At 64.7% G+C, this 15,830-nt stretch carries 16 protein-coding genes, 1 tRNA gene and 1 pseudogene; 3 read left to right on the forward strand and 15 right to left on the reverse strand.

All coding sequences use genetic code 11. The features are described from left to right. The first annotated feature begins 375 nt into the window (after window positions 1-375). Window positions 376-1,434: a fatty acid desaturase gene (locus KQ307_RS00845; RefSeq protein WP_259726630.1), complete on the forward strand. Its 1,059-nt coding sequence runs from the start codon at window positions 376-378 to the stop codon at window positions 1,432-1,434. A 572-nt stretch (window positions 1,435-2,006) separates the two neighbouring features. Here the strand turns inward: KQ307_RS00845 and KQ307_RS00850 are convergent. The 4 genes and pseudogenes from KQ307_RS00850 to KQ307_RS00865 form a co-directional block, all read right to left on the reverse strand. Next, window positions 2,007-2,189, reverse strand: a complete 183-nt coding sequence (locus tag KQ307_RS00850) for a hypothetical protein (RefSeq protein ID WP_259701983.1) — start codon at window positions 2,187-2,189, stop codon at window positions 2,007-2,009. Further along, window positions 2,186-3,427, reverse strand: a pseudogene (locus KQ307_RS00855) (transposase). Before KQ307_RS00855 ends, KQ307_RS00850 begins: the two are co-directional and overlap by 4 nt. Window positions 3,428-3,573: 146 nt before the next feature. Continuing rightward, window positions 3,574-3,996 (reverse strand): cupin domain-containing protein, encoded by a 423-nt coding sequence (locus KQ307_RS00860; protein ID WP_259701984.1) that lies wholly within the window; start codon window positions 3,994-3,996, stop codon window positions 3,574-3,576. Window positions 3,997-4,145: 149 nt separating this feature from the next. Continuing rightward, window positions 4,146-4,219, reverse strand: a tRNA-Arg gene (locus KQ307_RS00865). Between the two features lie 41 nt (window positions 4,220-4,260). Here KQ307_RS00865 and KQ307_RS00870 point away from each other — a divergent pair. Further along, window positions 4,261-5,187, forward strand: a complete 927-nt coding sequence (locus KQ307_RS00870) for a transposase family protein (protein ID WP_259701985.1) — start codon at window positions 4,261-4,263, stop codon at window positions 5,185-5,187. Here the strand turns inward: KQ307_RS00870 and KQ307_RS00875 are convergent. The 10 genes from KQ307_RS00875 to KQ307_RS00920 form a co-directional block, all read right to left on the reverse strand. Then, complete coding sequence (locus tag KQ307_RS00875) at window positions 5,166-5,408, reverse strand: hypothetical protein (protein ID WP_259702184.1); 243 nt, start codon at window positions 5,406-5,408, stop codon at window positions 5,166-5,168. The two genes, KQ307_RS00870 and KQ307_RS00875, sit on opposite strands and share 22 nt — an antisense overlap. 58 nt (window positions 5,409-5,466) lie before the next feature. Beyond that, window positions 5,467-6,345, reverse strand: coding sequence for a 16S rRNA (cytidine(1402)-2'-O)-methyltransferase (gene rsmI, locus KQ307_RS00880; protein ID WP_259726631.1), 879 nt, complete (start codon window positions 6,343-6,345; stop codon window positions 5,467-5,469). Then, window positions 6,317-8,437 carry a polyribonucleotide nucleotidyltransferase gene (locus KQ307_RS00885; protein ID WP_259726632.1) on the reverse strand — a complete coding sequence of 707 codons (2,121 nt, stop codon included), beginning with the start codon at window positions 8,435-8,437 and terminating at the stop codon, window positions 6,317-6,319. Before KQ307_RS00885 ends, rsmI begins: the two co-directional genes overlap by 29 nt. Window positions 8,438-8,617: 180 nt before the next feature. Then, entirely contained in the window at window positions 8,618-8,920 is a 303-nt protein-coding gene (gene rpsN / locus KQ307_RS00890; protein WP_259726633.1) for a 30S ribosomal protein S14, read from the reverse strand. A 33-nt stretch (window positions 8,921-8,953) separates the two neighbouring features. Further along, window positions 8,954-9,646, reverse strand: a complete 693-nt coding sequence (gene nth, locus KQ307_RS00895; protein WP_259726634.1) for an endonuclease III — start codon at window positions 9,644-9,646, stop codon at window positions 8,954-8,956. 1 nt (window position 9,647) lies between these two features. Further along, window positions 9,648-10,739: an RIP metalloprotease RseP gene (gene rseP, locus KQ307_RS00900; protein WP_259701989.1), complete on the reverse strand. Its 1,092-nt coding sequence runs from the start codon at window positions 10,737-10,739 to the stop codon at window positions 9,648-9,650. Between the two features lie 476 nt (window positions 10,740-11,215). Then, entirely contained in the window at window positions 11,216-12,508 is a 1,293-nt protein-coding gene (serS, locus tag KQ307_RS00905) for a serine--tRNA ligase (RefSeq protein ID WP_259726635.1), read from the reverse strand. Window positions 12,509-12,573: 65 nt separating this feature from the next. Continuing rightward, window positions 12,574-12,831, reverse strand: coding sequence for a NifU family protein (locus KQ307_RS00910; RefSeq protein WP_259701991.1), 258 nt, complete (start codon window positions 12,829-12,831; stop codon window positions 12,574-12,576). Between the two features lie 147 nt (window positions 12,832-12,978). Further along, the gene (locus KQ307_RS00915; protein ID WP_259726636.1) at window positions 12,979-13,149 is read right to left on the reverse strand and encodes a Txe/YoeB family addiction module toxin; all 171 of its coding nucleotides are present in this window, start codon (window positions 13,147-13,149) and stop codon (window positions 12,979-12,981) included. Further along, the gene (locus KQ307_RS00920) at window positions 13,140-13,388 is read right to left on the reverse strand and encodes a type II toxin-antitoxin system Phd/YefM family antitoxin (protein ID WP_259726637.1); all 249 of its coding nucleotides are present in this window, start codon (window positions 13,386-13,388) and stop codon (window positions 13,140-13,142) included. The genes KQ307_RS00915 and KQ307_RS00920 overlap by 10 nt, the downstream gene beginning before the upstream one ends. Window positions 13,389-13,658: 270 nt before the next feature. On the opposite strand from KQ307_RS00920, the gene lepA reads away from it, so the two are divergent. Then, window positions 13,659-15,467: a translation elongation factor 4 gene (lepA, locus tag KQ307_RS00925; protein WP_259701995.1), complete on the forward strand. Its 1,809-nt coding sequence runs from the start codon at window positions 13,659-13,661 to the stop codon at window positions 15,465-15,467. A gap of 96 nt (window positions 15,468-15,563) precedes the next feature. Here lepA and KQ307_RS00930 read toward each other — a convergent pair whose 3' ends face one another. Next, window positions 15,564-15,782 carry a hypothetical protein gene (locus tag KQ307_RS00930; RefSeq protein ID WP_259726638.1) on the reverse strand — a complete coding sequence of 73 codons (219 nt, stop codon included), beginning with the start codon at window positions 15,780-15,782 and terminating at the stop codon, window positions 15,564-15,566. Window positions 15,783-15,830 lie beyond the last annotated feature (48 nt).

The raw sequence follows: 15,830 nt of genomic DNA on the forward strand, positions 1-15,830 counted from the left end.
ATGTGCATCTATTGGGAACCTTGAAGTACTTTGATCTGGGCAACGGCTCGGCCGTGTTGGCGACGGAGGCGGTTCTCCACCAAGGCCCTAAACAACCCCGGGCCAGCCGCTCATACACATTGATCCGCCCTGCTGGAGCGTCTTTGTGTTGGGAACAGCGCTCATGATGCCCGGAGCCCAATTGCACTAGGGCAACTGCCATGATATTCATTACCCCTTCGACCCTGTGCAGGCGCGTTGGACTCTGCCCTTGCGGGCCCGTTCCGAGTCTCCTTGTCTGATATCACTAGTCCCTCAGCGCCCGCCGAAGCTTCTGGCTATGTCTTTGCTGGCTCAGCGTTTGAGCCCAAGGCTGTCGCCCGTCGTCTGCGTCCCTTGCTTCCTGTTGAGGCGTTTGCGACCAACCCGGCCCGGCTGGGCCTGATTCCGATCAACCTGGCGATCCTGGTGCTCGGATGGCAACTCGCTTCCCATCTGGACCGTCTTCCCCTGGCCGCGCTGCTGCTATGGCTACCCCTTGCGGTGGTGATGGGTAACAGCGTTTTCGTCCTTGGGCTGTTGGCCCATGACCTGATGCACGGCAGTTTGCCTCGGCAGCGGTCGCTGCGGCGGCTGGTCGGGCTGGTGGCATTCAGCGTGTCGTGGATGACCCCAACCCTCTGGCAGGCGGTGCATAACCGCGAACATCATGGCCACACCAATGGCCTAGTTGATCCTGATCGGAGCTATCTCGAGAGTCAACCCAGCAGCTGGGGCAAACGCCTGTTCCGCTGGATCGCACCCTCCAGCGAAGTGCATCCGTTGATCCTGGCCCTCGGCATGACCAGTGCCTGGCCTTTGCACCACTTCCGCACCACCTGTTCGGTGCTCCTCTTCAACACTGCTAATACCCGTTTCACTCCGGCCGCCTTTCTGGTGAGCAAGGTTGAGCGCCAGGCCATCGCCCTTGAGCTGTTGGTTGTGGTTGCCCTCCATGCTGGGGTGATCAGCTGGATCGGTCTTCGGCCGGTTCCACTACTGCTGGGATACTTCTTGCCCCTGTGGATAGGCTATGCGATTGCGATGATTTATATCTATACTAATCACATGCTTTCACCTCTGACTGAGGATAATGATCCCTTGGTGAGTTCACTCTCCCTTCGGATGCCTGCCTGGGTCGATCTGCTTCACTGCAACTTTTCCCACCATTCAGAGCATCATGTCTTTCCAGGTTTTAACAGCAACTACTATCCTCTCGTGCGCGAATTGCTGTTGCTTCACTACCCCGATCGCTTCCAACTGATGGGTCCGGGTCAGGCTTGGCGGCTGATGCTCTCCACTCCCCGTTTTTACCGCGATGCCTTGACTCTAGTGAACTGGGATGGAACGGTGACGATGCCGGTTCCGTGTTCGTCTAGTGGGCCAAAGAATTCAAAAGCAGAAGCTGTTTTTTAGTGTGCCGTTCCGCAGATTTGTGAACTAAGTTTCTGGAACATCTCCAAGATTGAGCCTTAAGTAGCCACATCAGTGGCGTAAATTAGGATTGTGGTGACGTAGTAAATTTCGTCGTGCGTGACTCTTTCACGAAGTTCAAGTCTATGGGTTGCAGGGGATGGGTGCGGTTAAGACCCTGAATCGTTCGTTGACGCAGAGCATCACAGCCTTTTCGGGCGGATTGAGATAGAAATTTACGATCCATCTAAACTTCAGGGCAAAGAACGGATCCGTTCTTTGCTTGAACGACTTCTGGCGGTGAGGCTACACGGAAGAGGTTTGCTACCAGCGGTGCACGGAAGTTTTTGATATTCCGTTGGCCGCCGCCAATGAGCGTGTGCTCCAAGTGGGTGCTGCCATCACTCGGCTGTCTCTGCAGAGCTGGTTGATCAACACCGCGATCTTGTCATCCTCGACCTGAGAAAGAGAGTCGCTTCTGATTAGGTCAACTCAGGCTAACCATGAATAGGTGGAAGGACAGCACGGTCCATTCTCTGTGTTCGGGGCCGGGGATCTCAATGGGTCACTAACCCCTAAGAGTTTGCAGAAAAACCCTCTTGGAGGGCGAGTTTCCCTGGCGGCGAGCTGATTTCCTGCTGAAAGCGGCTGATCGCGCTGCCATTTCGGCCCGAAGACGGCTTGATCTGGCCAGTTTTGTTCAGTTCTGAGCCCTTTTGGGGCCCATTGATCACACCCTTGGGCAACTGGCTGTTCATGCCGCCTCCATGACGGGCTTGAGGATGTTGCCCTGCCGGACCAAGTTGTAGGCGATCACCTGCAGTCCGTAGCCTAAAGCTCCTCTGTGGGATTATACGGCGCTGACGTTGTCCCGCCCCCGCAGCTTGAACTGGCGCTGGCCGCCGAACTGTTTGATCCAGCCAAACACCTTCTCGATGCCGCGGCGGGCATTGATCGATTTGGCGTAGCCCTCATGCCGGGTGGTGCGGCCATCGCATCGATCGCTGAGCCACCGCTGCGTGCGGTGTTCTGCGGCACGTTCGGAGTCACGCCCAGCCGTCGCATCTCGGCCACGACCCCCTTCGTGTCGTAGTTCGTGTCGGCACCGATCGTCTTCTGGCGGGCACCAGGGCAATCTGCAGCCATCTCTTGGGCCGCATCCCGCTCGCCGTAGCCAACCGCTCCGCGGAAGCCTGCGGCTACGGCCAGCGTCACCTGGCAATCCACCGCCAGGTCGTGGCGGTTCTCCATAAGCACGTGACCGCGGTAGCTCAGCTGCGCTGGATGAGCGTTCGATTTCCGGGCCAGCAGGGCCTCTGGATCGGTGCTGGAGTGATGGGTCTCGTTGCTGAGCTTGATGCCGCGAAAGTCCTCTTTTGCCCGCTTCTTAGCTTTCTTGGGCGCACCGAATCCCTCGCCAGAACCTGAGGGCGGAGGCGGAGGATCCTCCTGCCCATCGATCCGCTCCTGGAAAGCGTGTGACGCCCAGGCCTGCAACAGCGTGTCGACCACGTAGAAGTGTTCGCTAGCGAGCAGTGGTTTGACTTCGGGAGCATCTTTCAGCTTCTCGAGGAACTTGCCAATGAAGTCCTCGTTGAGGAGGCGCTCGCGGTTTTTGGTGTAGACGCAGTCTGCCGGAGGCCATACCTGTTCAGATACCAGATCGGATCGTTAGGGCTCAGGCCGACGTGACCGCAGGCCCGGTGAACCCGTAGCAGCGGAACAGCAGGTTGTAGTGGAGCTGATCCTGCAGCAGACTCTCCGAGCGGATGCCGTAGAAGGCCTGCAGCAGCGAGGCCAGCAGCACAGTTGCTCCGGTGGAACCGATGGGCGGCCTTCCAAGGCATACAGAGCGCAGAAGGTGGGGATCAGCCGATCGAGGGACTGATTGATCCGCCAGCTTTCGAATCCGCCTGAGCGGATGGTTGGCCGGGATCAGAGCCTCGATCGAGACGTAGGAGAACAGTGAACCGCTGCGCTCCTGCTGATCTCGCATTGACAACTGAGTGGTTGCCCAGTTTTCGCAGATCCCGCCGGGTTTTTCAGCGAACTCCTAAGCGTCGATGAGCCAAGGCTATGACCTGCAAGACAGGCTGTTGCTTGATCAAACCCATGGCGTTATACGACCAATCTGGAGGCTGCTTAGGCAGGCCCACCGGTGAGTGCCTCCCACTGGGGGCGCAGGGCCGCCGGAACCGGCCGGGATCTGAAGTCGCGCGGATCGCTGGGGCCATGCCGGATCACGGCATTGACAACCATGGCCGAGCGTCGTCCGTTGTTGATCGCCCCATGGGGAACTCCCGGGGGGATGCGCACCAGCACAGGTTCGTCCTCCCTCAGGGTGATCCGCTCGAGCCGGGCGTTCTGCAGCACCACCAGATCGAGCGAACCCCTCAACAGGATCAGCTGGTCGGTCTGGTGGCGATGGCAGAACAGCTCCCAGGGCTGCTGGGGGGCCAGCTCGGCGATCAGGGTTTCGTGGCTGGACTGGGCCTGGCAGAAGGTGGTGCGGCCGGCGCTGACGCGCTCAAGCTGAACAATCTCCACCTGACGGGACTGGGCCATGGGAACGGCAGATCAAGCAATTCATCAAGACTGGTGACAGAAGCCGTCAATCAACGAATTGTTTGCTACTGAACTGTTCTGGCGTCAGGGTTCCCTGGCCAGGCTTTTGGCTGATCGCCAGGCTGCCCGGGGTGGAGAGGATCGGGAAACGGGCCGTGCTGGATTCGAACCAGCGACCGTGCGATTAGAAGTCGCATGCTCTATCCGGCTGAGCTAACGGCCCACTGGCGCAGCCTAAGGTGAGCGGCTGCGCAACCTTGTTCCATGGCGGCCATCCGGCTCAGCGACGAGCAGAAACACCAGCTGGTGGAACGCTACCGCCAGGGTGAGTCGACCCAGGCACTGGCGAGTGGCTTTGGCTGCAGCCCCAACACCGTGATCCGTCTGGTCAAGGGGGTGCTTGGAGAGGAGCTCTACGAGCGGCTCAAGCGGCAGAGGGCCTCCCGGGGGGCGGCACTCCCGCCCGCTGCTGAGCAGGCCGTGCTCCCGCTCACCCCCCACGCCTTGCCGGATCCCGAGCCAGCGGATCCCGTGACAGTTGAGCGGCAGGGGATCGATATCCCCGGCACCCTCCCCGGCCCCCTCAGCGCAGAGCATTTCAGCTCAGCCCATTTCAGCGCGGCCACGCTCCGCGTGGCCAGCGAAAGTGATGCGAACGATCGTGATACCAACGAACGTGGCGACAGCGAAAGTGACGACAGCGAAAACGACGACACCCCCGGGCTGCTGGCGATCGACGACGCCGACGATTTCGTTGACGACGATGCTGATGAGGGCCTTGAGGAGGACACGGACACCAGCCTTGAAGACCGTGATCGGGAAGCGAACATCTTCGTGACCGTGGCGGTGGGAGCGGCTCTGGAGGATCGTCCGGCCACCACCTGCCAGCCCCTGGAGGTTGCTCTGCTGCCTGCCTGCCTTTACATGCTGGTGGACAAGACGGTGGAACTGCAGGCCCGCCCCCTCAGCGATTTCCCGGAGCTGGGGCGGCTGCCCGATGGGGAGCAGCAACGTCAGGCCCTGGTGGTGTTTGCCAATCCCCGCCAGGCCAAACGGCACTGCGGCCGCACCCAGCGCGTCATCAAGCTGCCCGACAGCCAGGTGATTCATCGCACCGCTTCCTATCTGCTGGGCCAGGGCATCACCCGGCTGGTGCTGGAAGGGGCGCTTTACTCCCTGCCGGGATCCTGATCGGAGCCGGGCATCAGCAGGGCGGCGGTGCTGCCGCCGCTGATCACGCCCACCACCAGGGCAAGGCCCACCAGGAAGCCGGTGGGAAGGGGCACGCTGCGGGCGAAGCCCAGCCGGAGGCTGGCCCTGTCGCTGAGGTTCTGGGCGCCGAGGCAAAGGATCAACAGCAAGACCAGGCCACCGCCGAGGCTGGTGATCAGCAGACGCAGACGCAGCAGCACGGACCCGCACATCGCATTGAGCAGAGTCTGACCGGTGGCGTGGCGATGGGCCTGCCGCTCAGGGGCTTTCGGGCTCATCGGCCTGGTGCAGCAGGGCGTAGAGGTCGCGGCGCGACAGTCCGGTTTCCTCGGCCAGTTGCCGGGCCGCATCACGGCTGCTGAGGCCCGCCGCCACCCGTTCAGTCAGCTTCGCCTTGAGGGTGGCATCGCTCCAGCAGGGCAGCTCGGGCGCGGGAGCACCGCCCAGCACCAGGGTGCATTCGCCGCGGGGCGGCACCTGGCGGAAGTGGGCCAGGGCAGCGCTGACGCTGGGTCCGATCTGCTGCTCATGGCGTTTGGTGAGCTCCCGGGCCACCTGGAGCGGGCGATCGCCGAGCAGCTGGAGCAGGTCTTCGAGCAGCTCCACCAGCCGGTGCGGCGCTTCGAACAGCACCAGGGTGCGCGGCTCGGCGGCCAGCTGCTGCAACGCGGCGCGCCGCTGAGTTGCCCTGGCGGGCAGGAAGCCCTCGAAGCAGAAGCGGCCGCTGGGCAGGCCGCTGCTCACCAGGGCGGTGGTGACGGCACAGGGGCCGGGAATGCAGACCACCGGCAGGCCGGCCGACCGGGCGGCGGCCACCAGCAGCTCGCCGGGATCGGAGATGCCCGGCAGGCCCGCGTCGCTGATCACCGCCAGGCTTTCGCCGGCCACCAGCGCCGCCAGCAGTTCGGGCACCCGGGCCTGCTGGTTGTGCTGGTGGAAGCTGACCAGCCGGCCTCGCAACTCGAACCCCGCCAGCAGCTGGCCACTGTGACGGGTGTCCTCACAGGCGATCCGGTCGACGCCGCTGAGCACCGAGCGGGCGCGAGGGGAGAGATCGGCCCGGTTGCCGATCGGGGTGCCCACCAGATAGAGCACCCCGGCGGCGGGCTCAGACGGCAGCGGGTTCCTGGGAGACACCGCGCAGGGTGAGGTTGATGCGGCCGCGATTATCGATCTCGCGGACCCGCACCGTAACGGGATCCCCCACCTTGACCACGTCTTCGACCTTCTCGACCCGGGCTTCGGAGAGCTGGGAGATGTGGATCATCCCCTCCTTGCCGGGCAGGATCTCGACGAAGGCACCGATCGGGATCACCCGGGTGACGGTTCCGCTGAACTGCTCCCCTTCGCTGATGCGACGGGTGAGGCCTTCGATGATCCGCTGGGCTTCATCGGCGGCGGCGCCGTCGTGGCTGGCGATCGTGACGATGCCGCCGTCTTCGATGTCGATCTTGGTGTTGGTGCGCTCGGTGATGCCCTTGATCGTGCGGCCGCCGGGGCCGATCACGGTGCCGATCAGTTCCGGGTCGATCCGGAAGCTGAGCAAGCGGGGGGCATGGGGGGAGAGGGTGTCACGGGGCTTCTCGATCGCTTCGAGCATCTTCTCGAGGATGTGCAGCCGGGCCGGCCGCGCCTGGTTGACGGCCTCGGCGATGGTGCTCACCGCCAGTCCGGCGATCTTCATGTCCATCTGCAGGGCGGTGATGCCCTTCTCGGTGCCGGCCACCTTGAAGTCCATGTCACCGAGGAAATCCTCGATGCCCTGGATGTCGGTGAGGATGCGCACCTCATCGCCCTCCTTGATCAGGCCCATGGCGGCGCCACTCACCGGCGCCTTGAGCGGCACGCCTGCATCCATCAGCGCCAGGGTGCTGCCGCAGACCGAGCCCATCGAGGTGGAGCCGTTCGAGCTGAGGCACTCCGAAACCACCCGCATCACGTAGGGGAAGCCTTCCTTGGCGGGAAGCACCGGGATCAGGGCCCGTTCGGCCAGGGCGCCGTGGCCGACTTCGCGGCGGCCCGGGGAACGCATCGGACGGGTTTCGCCGACGGAATAGGGAGGGAAGTTGTAGTGGTGGAGGTAGGTTTTCTCGCTCAACGGGTTGAGGTCGTCCATCTCCTGGGCGTCGCTGGGGGTGCCGAGGGTGGCGCAGGACAGCACCTGGGTGAGGCCCCGCTGGAAGAGGCCGGAGCCATGGACCCGCTTGGGCAGCACGCCGACGGCGGCGGTGATCGGCCGCACCTCATCGAGGTTGCGGCCATCGACCCGCTTGCCCTCGGTGAGGATCTGGGCCCGCATCAGCTTCTTGGTGAGGGCCTTGTAGCTGTTGCCAAGCGCCTTGCCGGTGCTGGCCAGACGGATCGGATCGGCTTCGGTGAGGCCGGCGATCTTGGTGGCCACCTCGGCCTTGAGGGCATCGAGCTTTTCGTCGCGCTCGCCTTTGGTCTGGGTGAACTGCTTCAGCACCTCGCCGATGCCGCTGGAGCATTCCTGGGAGAGGAAGTCGGCGAGGGTCGGGTCTTCGCTGGGGGCTTCGGGGATCACCTGCTCGATGCCGAGCTCGGTGAGCAGCTGTTGCTGGGCCTTGATCAGCTCGCCGACGGCTTCGTAGCCGAAGTCGATCGCCTCGATCACGTCCTGTTCGGGCAGCTGGTTGGCGCCCGCTTCCACCATCACCACGCCGGCCGGGGTACCGGCCACCACCAGATCAAGCTCACTGCGCTCGATCTCCCGGTAGCTCGGGTTGAGCACGAAGTCGTCGCCGAGCAGGCCCACCCTCACGGCCGCCATCGGGCCATAGAAGGGAAGCCTGGCCAGCAGGGCGGCAATCGAGGCCCCGGTGACCGCCAGCACGTCGGGCGGCACCCGCTCATCGAGCGAGAGGGTGGTGGCGACCACCTGGAGGTCGTCGCGAAGCCAGGCGGGGAAGAGGGGCCGCATCGGCCGATCGATCAGCCTGGTGGTGAGGATGGCCCGCTCGGGAGGCCGCCCTTCCCGGCGGAAGAAGCTGCCCGGAATGCGGCCGGCGGCGTAGAGACGTTCTTCGTAATCGCAGGTGAGCGGAAGGAAATCGATTCCTTCCCGGCCCTTGGCGCGGGTGGCCGTGACCAGCACGGAGGTTTCACCGCATTCCACCAACACCGCACCGCCCGCCTGGGGGGCGAACAACCCTGTGGTCAGCCGGATCTCCCGACCATCGAAGGAGACCGACTGAGTTTTTCCTGGCACTTCTGCTTATGTCCGTTTTGTTGTCGGTATTCATTCTCGCACTTTGGCTTGCGCCACCGCCGCCAGCCCTGTGCTATGTAGCCAGGCCAGGCGGTTCGGCAAAAAAAAGGGTGGCCATGGCCACCCGGGTGCGAAAGCTGGGAACGGAGTGCCAAGGGCAGCACCGGCGGGCCTGAATCTCTACCAGCTCGACTTGGTGACGCCTGGCAACAGACCCTTGTGGGCCATCTCGCGCAGCTGGTTGCGGCAGAGGCCAAAATCACGGTAATAGCCGCGGGGCTTGCCGGTGGCCCAGCAGCGGTTGCGCACGCGGTTGGCGGCGCTGTTGCGGGGCAGGCCCTGAATCTTGCGGTGCACCTCAAGGCGCTCCATCGGATCGGGAGCGGCCTCGAAGGCGGCCATCAAAGCAGCGCGCTTGACGGCAAAGCGAGCCACGATTTTTTTGCGCTTGACGTCGCGCGCGATCATCGACTTCTTCGCCATGCGGCTGCTGTGTTGGTGCGGTGATCGTTCACCTTACCGTCCGGCCGGGCCATGGTCTGGGTGGCTGGGGCACAGATCGGCGAGGGGGCAGCCGCTGCAGGCGGGTTTGCGGGCGTTGCAGACGGCCCGGCCGTGGAAGATGATCCGGATCGAGAAGTTTTCCCATTCCGGCTGGGGCAGCAGTTTCATCAGCTCCGGTTCGATCCGGCCGGGTTCGTGCTGCTTGCTGAGCCCGAGCCGGTTGCTCAGCCGTCGCACGTGGGTGTCGACGGTGACACCGGCGTTGATGCCGAAGGCATGGGCCAGCACCACATTGGCTGTTTTTCTGGCCACGCCGGGCAACTCCAGCAACTCCGCCATCGAGCTGGGAACGGCGCCGCCATGGCGTTCGTGCAAGAGGCGGGAGCTGGCCACGATGTTTTTCGCCTTGTTGCGGAAGAAGCCGGTGGATTTCACGTAGGGCTCAACCGCGTCGCTGTCGACCGCGGCGGCGGCGGCGGCATCGGGGAAGCGCTCGAACAGGGCGGGCGTGACCCGGTTGACCCGTTCGTCGGTGCACTGGGCCGAGAGCATGGTGGCGACCAGCAGCTCCCAGGGATTGCGCCAGTCGAGCGAGCAGGTGGCGTCTGGGTAGAGCTGACCGAGCCGCTCGAGGATCAGCGGGGCCCGTCGGCGCGCCGATGGAAAGCGGGGGCGGCGCGGCCGCGGTCCGGGAGCCGCCGCCATCTCAGCGACCGAGCAGTTGCTGCACAACCGAGAGCTGGCTGGTGTCCTTGACGATCAGTACAGCACTGAGCCCGACCAGCAGCAGGAAGCCCGACTGCATGAAGACCAGCTGCAGCCGCTGGGGCAGGGGCCGGCCCCGCAGGCCTTCGATCAGCAGCAGCAGGAACTGGCCGCCATCGAGCAGGGGCAGCGGCAAGGCGTTGATCACGGCCAGGTTGATCGAGATCAGCGCCGTGAACAGATAGAGGCTGCCGCCACCGCTCCTGGCCAGGGAAGCCCCCATCTCGACGATCTTCACCGGCCCGGACATCTGCGGGGCCGTTTCGCTGAAGCGGGTGACCAGGGCAACGAAGCCATCCACGGTGCGGCGGGTGAGCTGCACGAAGACGCGGTTGGCTTCGCCGATCACCTCCAGGGGCCCCCGGGCGGGGCGGAAGGCTTCGTTGCCATTGGGTTGCAGCTGGGCACCGATCCGGCCGATCCCGTCGTTGTCGTCGGGGGTGAGGCGGAAGCTCAGCCGCTGCTCGCCACGGGCGGCTTCCAGGGCCAGGGCCCGGCTGGGGGCGGCCTTGATGTCGGCCACCAGATCAGCCACGGCTGCCTGGCCGCCGGCCAGCGGCACCCCGCCGAGGCTGAGGATCCGGTCGCCGGCGAGCAGGCCGGCCCGGGCGGCAGGCTGGCCGGGTTGCACCACCGCCACCACCACCCCGGGGCTGGCACTGAAGCCGGCCGGGATGCCCACCAGAGCACCCTGGGCCAGCAGCACCGCCCAGGCCAGCAGCAGGTTGGCGAGCACCCCGGCGGCGATCACGAGCGCCCGCTGGATCAGGGGACGGTTGCGGAGGAGATCAGGATCGTCGGCGGGGATGCCGCTGTCTTCGGCATCGTCATCGGGGAAGGCCACGAAGCCACCCAGGGGGATGGCCCGGAGGGCGAACTGAACGCCGCGCCGCTGGCGCTCGATCAGCACCGGGCCGAAGCCGATCGAAAAGCCGCTGACGCGGATTCCCTGCCAGGTGGCAGCGAAGAAGTGGCCGGCCTCATGCACCACGATCAGAGCGGCCAGGATCGCCAGTGCTGAGAGAACGCCCATTCAGCCTTGATGAAGACCTTCCCATTCTGGGGGTTGCGGCGCCGCAGTGCTCCCTTCGGCCGTTGCGCCGCGGCGCGGCGACACGGCCTGCGGGAGCGCTGCGGCGCCGCAACGTCGCGTTGGGGGGGCGGGATCCGCAGGTTGAGAGGCAGGTTGGGGTGTGTTGAGGGGGGCGGTATCGCGAGGCTGGGGCAGGGGTGAGGGGGGGCTGGGGGGAGCGGGGCGGTGTTTCCGGCGGCTCCGGGAGCGGGGGGAATGCGTCTCCCGCGCCCGCCCAGGTAATCCTGCCGTTCTCACCACTTCCACGCCCGTCGCCACCGCCGCTTGCTCTTCCCCTGCCACCGCCGCTCGCTCTCCCCCTGCTGCCACCGCTTCCTTTTCCCCAGCCGTCACCCCTTCCTTTTCCCACCCCCCGCGGCCCGGAGCCCTGAGCCCGGAGGCGGCGTCGCGGCGCAGCCGCGCAGCCGCCGCAGGGCTCAGGGCTCCGGGCCGATCCGGTCGGTGCCGAAATACGGCACCAGCACCGGTGGCAACACGACGCTGCCATCCTCTTGCTGGCCGGTTTCGAGCAGGGCGGCCATGGTGCGACCCACCGCCAGGCCGCTGCCGTTGAGGGTGTGGAGCAGGCGGGTCTTCTTGCCATCCTTGAAACGGATCGCCGAGCGGCGTGCCTGGAAATCGCCGCAGGTGCTGCAGCTGGAGATTTCGCGGTAGACGCCGGCGCCGGGCAGCCACACTTCCAGATCAAAGGTGCGGGCGGCGGAGAAGCCGAGGTCGCCGGTGCAGAGGTCGAGCACCCGGTAGGGGAGAGCGAGGGCCTGGAGCACGGCTTCGGCGTCGGCGGTGAGGCTGGCATGGCCCGCTTCGGATTCGTTGGGGTGGCAGAACCAGTAGAGCTCGACCTTGTTGAACTGGTGGAGGCGGATCAGGCCGCGGGTATCGCGGCCGTAAGAGCCGGCCTCGCGGCGGAAGCAGGGGGTGTAGGCGGCGTATTTGAGCGGCAGCTGTTCGGCGGGGATCAGTTCATCGCGGTGCAGGGAGGTGATCGGCACCTCGGCGGTTGGGGTGAGCCAGAGGTCGTCGTCGGCGCAGCGGAAGCTTTCCTCGGCGAATTTGGGCAGCTGACCGGAGCCGGTGAGGCTGGCGGAGTTCACCAGGATCGGCGGCATCACTTCGCGGTAGCCGCGGCGGCCGTGCAGGTCGAGCATGAAGCTGATCAGGGCCCGCTCGAGTCGGGCCCCCTGCCCCAGCAGCGTCACGAAGCGGCTCTGGGCGATCCGCACGGATCGCTCCGTATCGATCAGGCCCAGCCGCTCGGCGATCTGCCAGTGCTCCTGCAGCGGTGCGGCGCCGTTGGTGACCCGGCGGGGCTGGCCCCAGCTCTTCACCACAACGTTGTCCGCCTCGCTGCGGCCTTCCGGGCAGAGCGGCGAGGGCAGGTTGGGGAAGGAGAGCAGCTGGTCGTGCAGACGGGCTTCGAGGGATTTCTCCTCCTCTTCGAGCACGCCAACCTGCTGCTTGAGCCGGTTGCCCTTGTCGCGCAGCACCTGAACGGCGGGGCTGTGGGGCGGCTCGCCGGCGCGGATCAGTTCGCCCACCTGGCGGCCCACCCGGTTGCCCTCCGCCTGAAGCTCACTGCGCTGCTGCTGGAGATCGCGCTCCTGGCGCGCGATCATCTGCAGGGCGGTGAGATCGAGCTTCAGGCCACGGCGAGAGAGCTGGTCGACGATCCGCTCAGGGGTGTCGCGCACCAGGCGCTGATCCAGCACGGCCCAACCGGCAAGTGAGCGGCAGCCTAAGACTGAGTGTTGTCAGCTCTTCTGCGGGCCCAGGTTCAGAGCACCTGCACCACTTCACTCACCTCGGGGATCGATTCGCGCAGCTTGCGCTCGATGCCCATCTTCAGGGTCATGGTGCTGCTGGGGCAGGAGCCGCAGGCGCCCTGCAGTCGCACTTTCACGATCGGCCCGTCGATTTCGACGATCTCGACGTTGCCGCCATCGGCCATCAGGTAGGGGCGCAGCTCATCGAGCACCCGCTCGACGTTCTCGACGGTGAGGGCGCGGGGGTCATTGACGGTTTCGGTGCTCATGGGGTCTCGGGGAGATGGTCTGACTTTAGAGAGGTGTCCTGACAGGCGTCTGGTTTCAGTAGTGGTAGCGCAGTAGCGCAGCTGAGCGATCAGAAGATTCCGCGCTTCGATGCGGTAGACGATCCGGTGTTCGCCATCGATGCGCCGCTACCACCAGCCCGCCAGGGCGTGCTTCAGCGGCTCGGCTTTGCCAATGCCGCTGAAGGGCTCACGGCGGATCGCTTCGATCAGATGGTTGATGCGTTGTTGCATCTTGCGGTCATGCTCCTGCCAGTGGAGGTAGTCCTGCCAAGCCTTGGGAGCAACGATCAGTCGCACGGGAGGAGTTCGTGGACCTCGCCGGTGCTGGTGCCCAGGGCGGCAATGGATTCCAGCAGTTGCCGGGCATTGGCGGGGGAGCCCAGCAGGTGGGCGGTCTGTTCCATGGCTTTGCAATCATCGAGAGACAGCATCACCACGGCGGGCGCTCCACGACGCGTGATGATCAGCGGCTCATGGTCGTCGCAGACCTGTCGCATGGTCTGAGCCAGGTTTGCCCTGACGGCTGTGTAAGACATCGCATCTATGTCAAACCTGGGTTTCCTGTACGCATTACTGTGCGTTGGACTGGGGATTTGGTGACTCTGTCGATTCAGGTCCGTCACCGTCGGTCCACAGCCGCAGGTTGCGCGTTGATGGTGATCGGCTTCTGGAGAATCGAGGCCAGCTCATCCCGGAGCGGACGTGCAGCACCAACCGCCAGCCCTGGTGGCTCCGGCGCTGGGCTCCGGCCCCCTCATTCCTAGGATTGATCCACTGGCTTCCCTGAACGGGCTTTCTCGACGCGCATGACCGACGTTCCCGTTTCACGGATCCGCAACTTCTGCATCATTGCCCACATCGACCACGGCAAATCGACCCTGGCCGATCGCCTGCTGCAGGAGACCGGCACGGTGGCGGCACGGGACATGCAGGCCCAGTTCCTCGACAACATGGAGCTGGAGCGGGAGCGGGGGATCACGATCAAGCTCCAGGCCGCCCGCATGGAGTTCCGGGCAGCCGATGGGGAGCTGTACATCCTCAACCTGATCGACACCCCCGGCCATGTGGATTTCTCCTACGAGGTGAGCCGCAGCCTGCAGGCCTGTGAAGGGGCGCTGCTGGTGGTCGATGCCAGCCAGGGGGTGGAGGCCCAGACGCTCGCCAACGTCTACCTGGCCCTGGAGAACGAGCTGGAGATCATTCCGGTGCTGAACAAGATCGACCTGCCTGGCGCCGATCCGGCCCGGATCAGCGAGGAGATCGAATCGATCATCGGCCTCGACACCAGCGGCGCGATCGCCTGCTCGGCCAAGACCGGCCTGGGGGTGTCGGCCATCCTCCAGGCGGTGGTCGACAGGGTGCCGCCGCCACCGGACCGGGTGAGTGAGCCGCTGCGCGCCCTGATCTTCGACTCCTATTACGACGCCTACCGGGGTGTGATCGTTTATTTCCGGGTGATCAGCGGACGGATCGCCCGCAAGGACAAGGTGCTGCTCATGGCCAGCAAAACCAGCTACGAACTTGATGAGGTGGGGGTGATGGCGCCCGATCAGCGCCAGGTGGAGAGCCTGCATGCCGGCGAGGTGGGCTATCTGGCGGCATCGATCAAGGCGGTGGCCGATGCCCGCGTCGGCGACACGATCACCCTGCTGGCCGATCCGGCCTCCGCACCCTTGCCCGGCTACGCCGAGGCCAAGCCGATGGTGTTCTGCGGCCTCTTCCCCACCGACGCCGATCAGTACCCGGATCTGCGGGAGGCGCTCGACAAGCTGCAGCTCTCCGATGCGGCGCTGAAATACGAGCCGGAAACCAGCAGTGCCATGGGTTTCGGCTTCCGCTGCGGCTTTCTGGGGCTGCTGCACATGGAGATCGTGCAGGAGCGGCTGGAGCGGGAGTACAACCTCGATCTGATCGTGACGGCGCCATCGGTGATCTATCAGGTGACCCTGATCGACGGCTCGCTGATGATGGTGGACAATCCGGCCACCCTGCCCGATCCGCAGAAACGCGAATCGATCGAGGAGCCCTATGTGAAGTTGGAGATCTATACCCCCAACATCTACAACGGCACGTTGATGGAGCTATGTCAGGAGCGGCGGGGAGAATTCATCGACATGAAGTACATCACCACCGACCGGGTGACGCTGCACTACGAGATGCCCCTGGCCGAGGTGGTAACGGATTTCTTCGACCAGATGAAGAGCCGCACCAAGGGTTATGCCTCGATGGAATACAGCCTGATCGGCTATCGCAAGAATGAACTGGTGCGCCTCGATGTGCTGATCAATGCCGAGAAGGCGGATCCGCTCACCACGATCGTGCACCGCGACAAGGCCTATAACGTGGGCAAGGGGCTGGTGGAGAAACTCAAGGAGCTGATCCCCAGGCAGCAGTTCAAGATTCCGATCCAGGCCTCAATCGGCAGCCGGATCATCGCCAGTGAAAGCATCAGTGCGATTCGCAAGGATGTGCTCGCCAAGTGCTATGGCGGCGACATCTCCCGCAAGAAGAAGCTGCTGCAGAAACAGGCCAAGGGCAAGAAACGGATGAAGGCGATGGGCCGGGTGGAAGTGCCCCAGGAGGCTTTCATGGCGGTGTTGAAGCTGAATCAGTGAGGCAGGCCAGATCGAGGGCTGCAGGAAGGCTCGTTCCTGTTCGGCCAGGGCCACGTAGAGGCAGTCGTGGGAGGGATGATCGAGTTCCAGGCACCACTATCCGGCTCGGGCCAACAGTGTGCTGGAGGGGATCAGGCGGCTGAAAGGTTCGGCGGCGCGGTTCGCCAACACCTGGAACTGTTCGGAGGTGATCGCCCCCAGCCTCAGACTTTTCCAACCCACGTTCAGGAGTTCCACCAGCACCAGGTCTGGTGCCAGTCGCAGGTTCGCGGGTCCAGCGTTGAGCAGGCGGGCGGCCTTTGCGGAGCCAGGCACGGCGACAAACCAGCCGAATGCAACCGAAGCGTCCACGACCCAAGGGCC

It is taken from the genome of Synechococcus sp. CS-1326, assembly GCF_025128115.1.
In the GTDB taxonomy this organism is placed as follows: domain Bacteria; phylum Cyanobacteriota; class Cyanobacteriia; order PCC-6307; family Cyanobiaceae; genus Regnicoccus.

Excerpts from the sequence above, each read along its gene's own strand:
- KQ307_RS00870 (WP_259701985.1), top strand. The coding sequence starts at position 4,261 with ATGGCGGCCATCCGGCTCAGCGACGAGCAGAAACACCAGCTGGTGGAA.
- lepA (WP_259701995.1), top strand. The coding sequence starts at position 13,659 with ATGACCGACGTTCCCGTTTCACGGATCCGCAACTTCTGCATCATTGCC.
- KQ307_RS00920 (WP_259726637.1), bottom strand. The coding sequence starts at position 13,388 with ATGTCTTACACAGCCGTCAGGGCAAACCTGGCTCAGACCATGCGACAG.
- nth (WP_259726634.1), bottom strand. The coding sequence starts at position 9,646 with ATGGCGGCGGCTCCCGGACCGCGGCCGCGCCGCCCCCGCTTTCCATCG.
- KQ307_RS00850 (WP_259701983.1), bottom strand. The coding sequence starts at position 2,189 with ATGAACAGCCAGTTGCCCAAGGGTGTGATCAATGGGCCCCAAAAGGGC.
- rseP (WP_259701989.1), bottom strand. The coding sequence starts at position 10,739 with ATGGGCGTTCTCTCAGCACTGGCGATCCTGGCCGCTCTGATCGTGGTG.
- rpsN (WP_259726633.1), bottom strand. The coding sequence starts at position 8,920 with ATGGCGAAGAAGTCGATGATCGCGCGCGACGTCAAGCGCAAAAAAATC.
- KQ307_RS00910 (WP_259701991.1), bottom strand. The coding sequence starts at position 12,831 with ATGAGCACCGAAACCGTCAATGACCCCCGCGCCCTCACCGTCGAGAAC.
- KQ307_RS00860 (WP_259701984.1), bottom strand. The coding sequence starts at position 3,996 with ATGGCCCAGTCCCGTCAGGTGGAGATTGTTCAGCTTGAGCGCGTCAGC.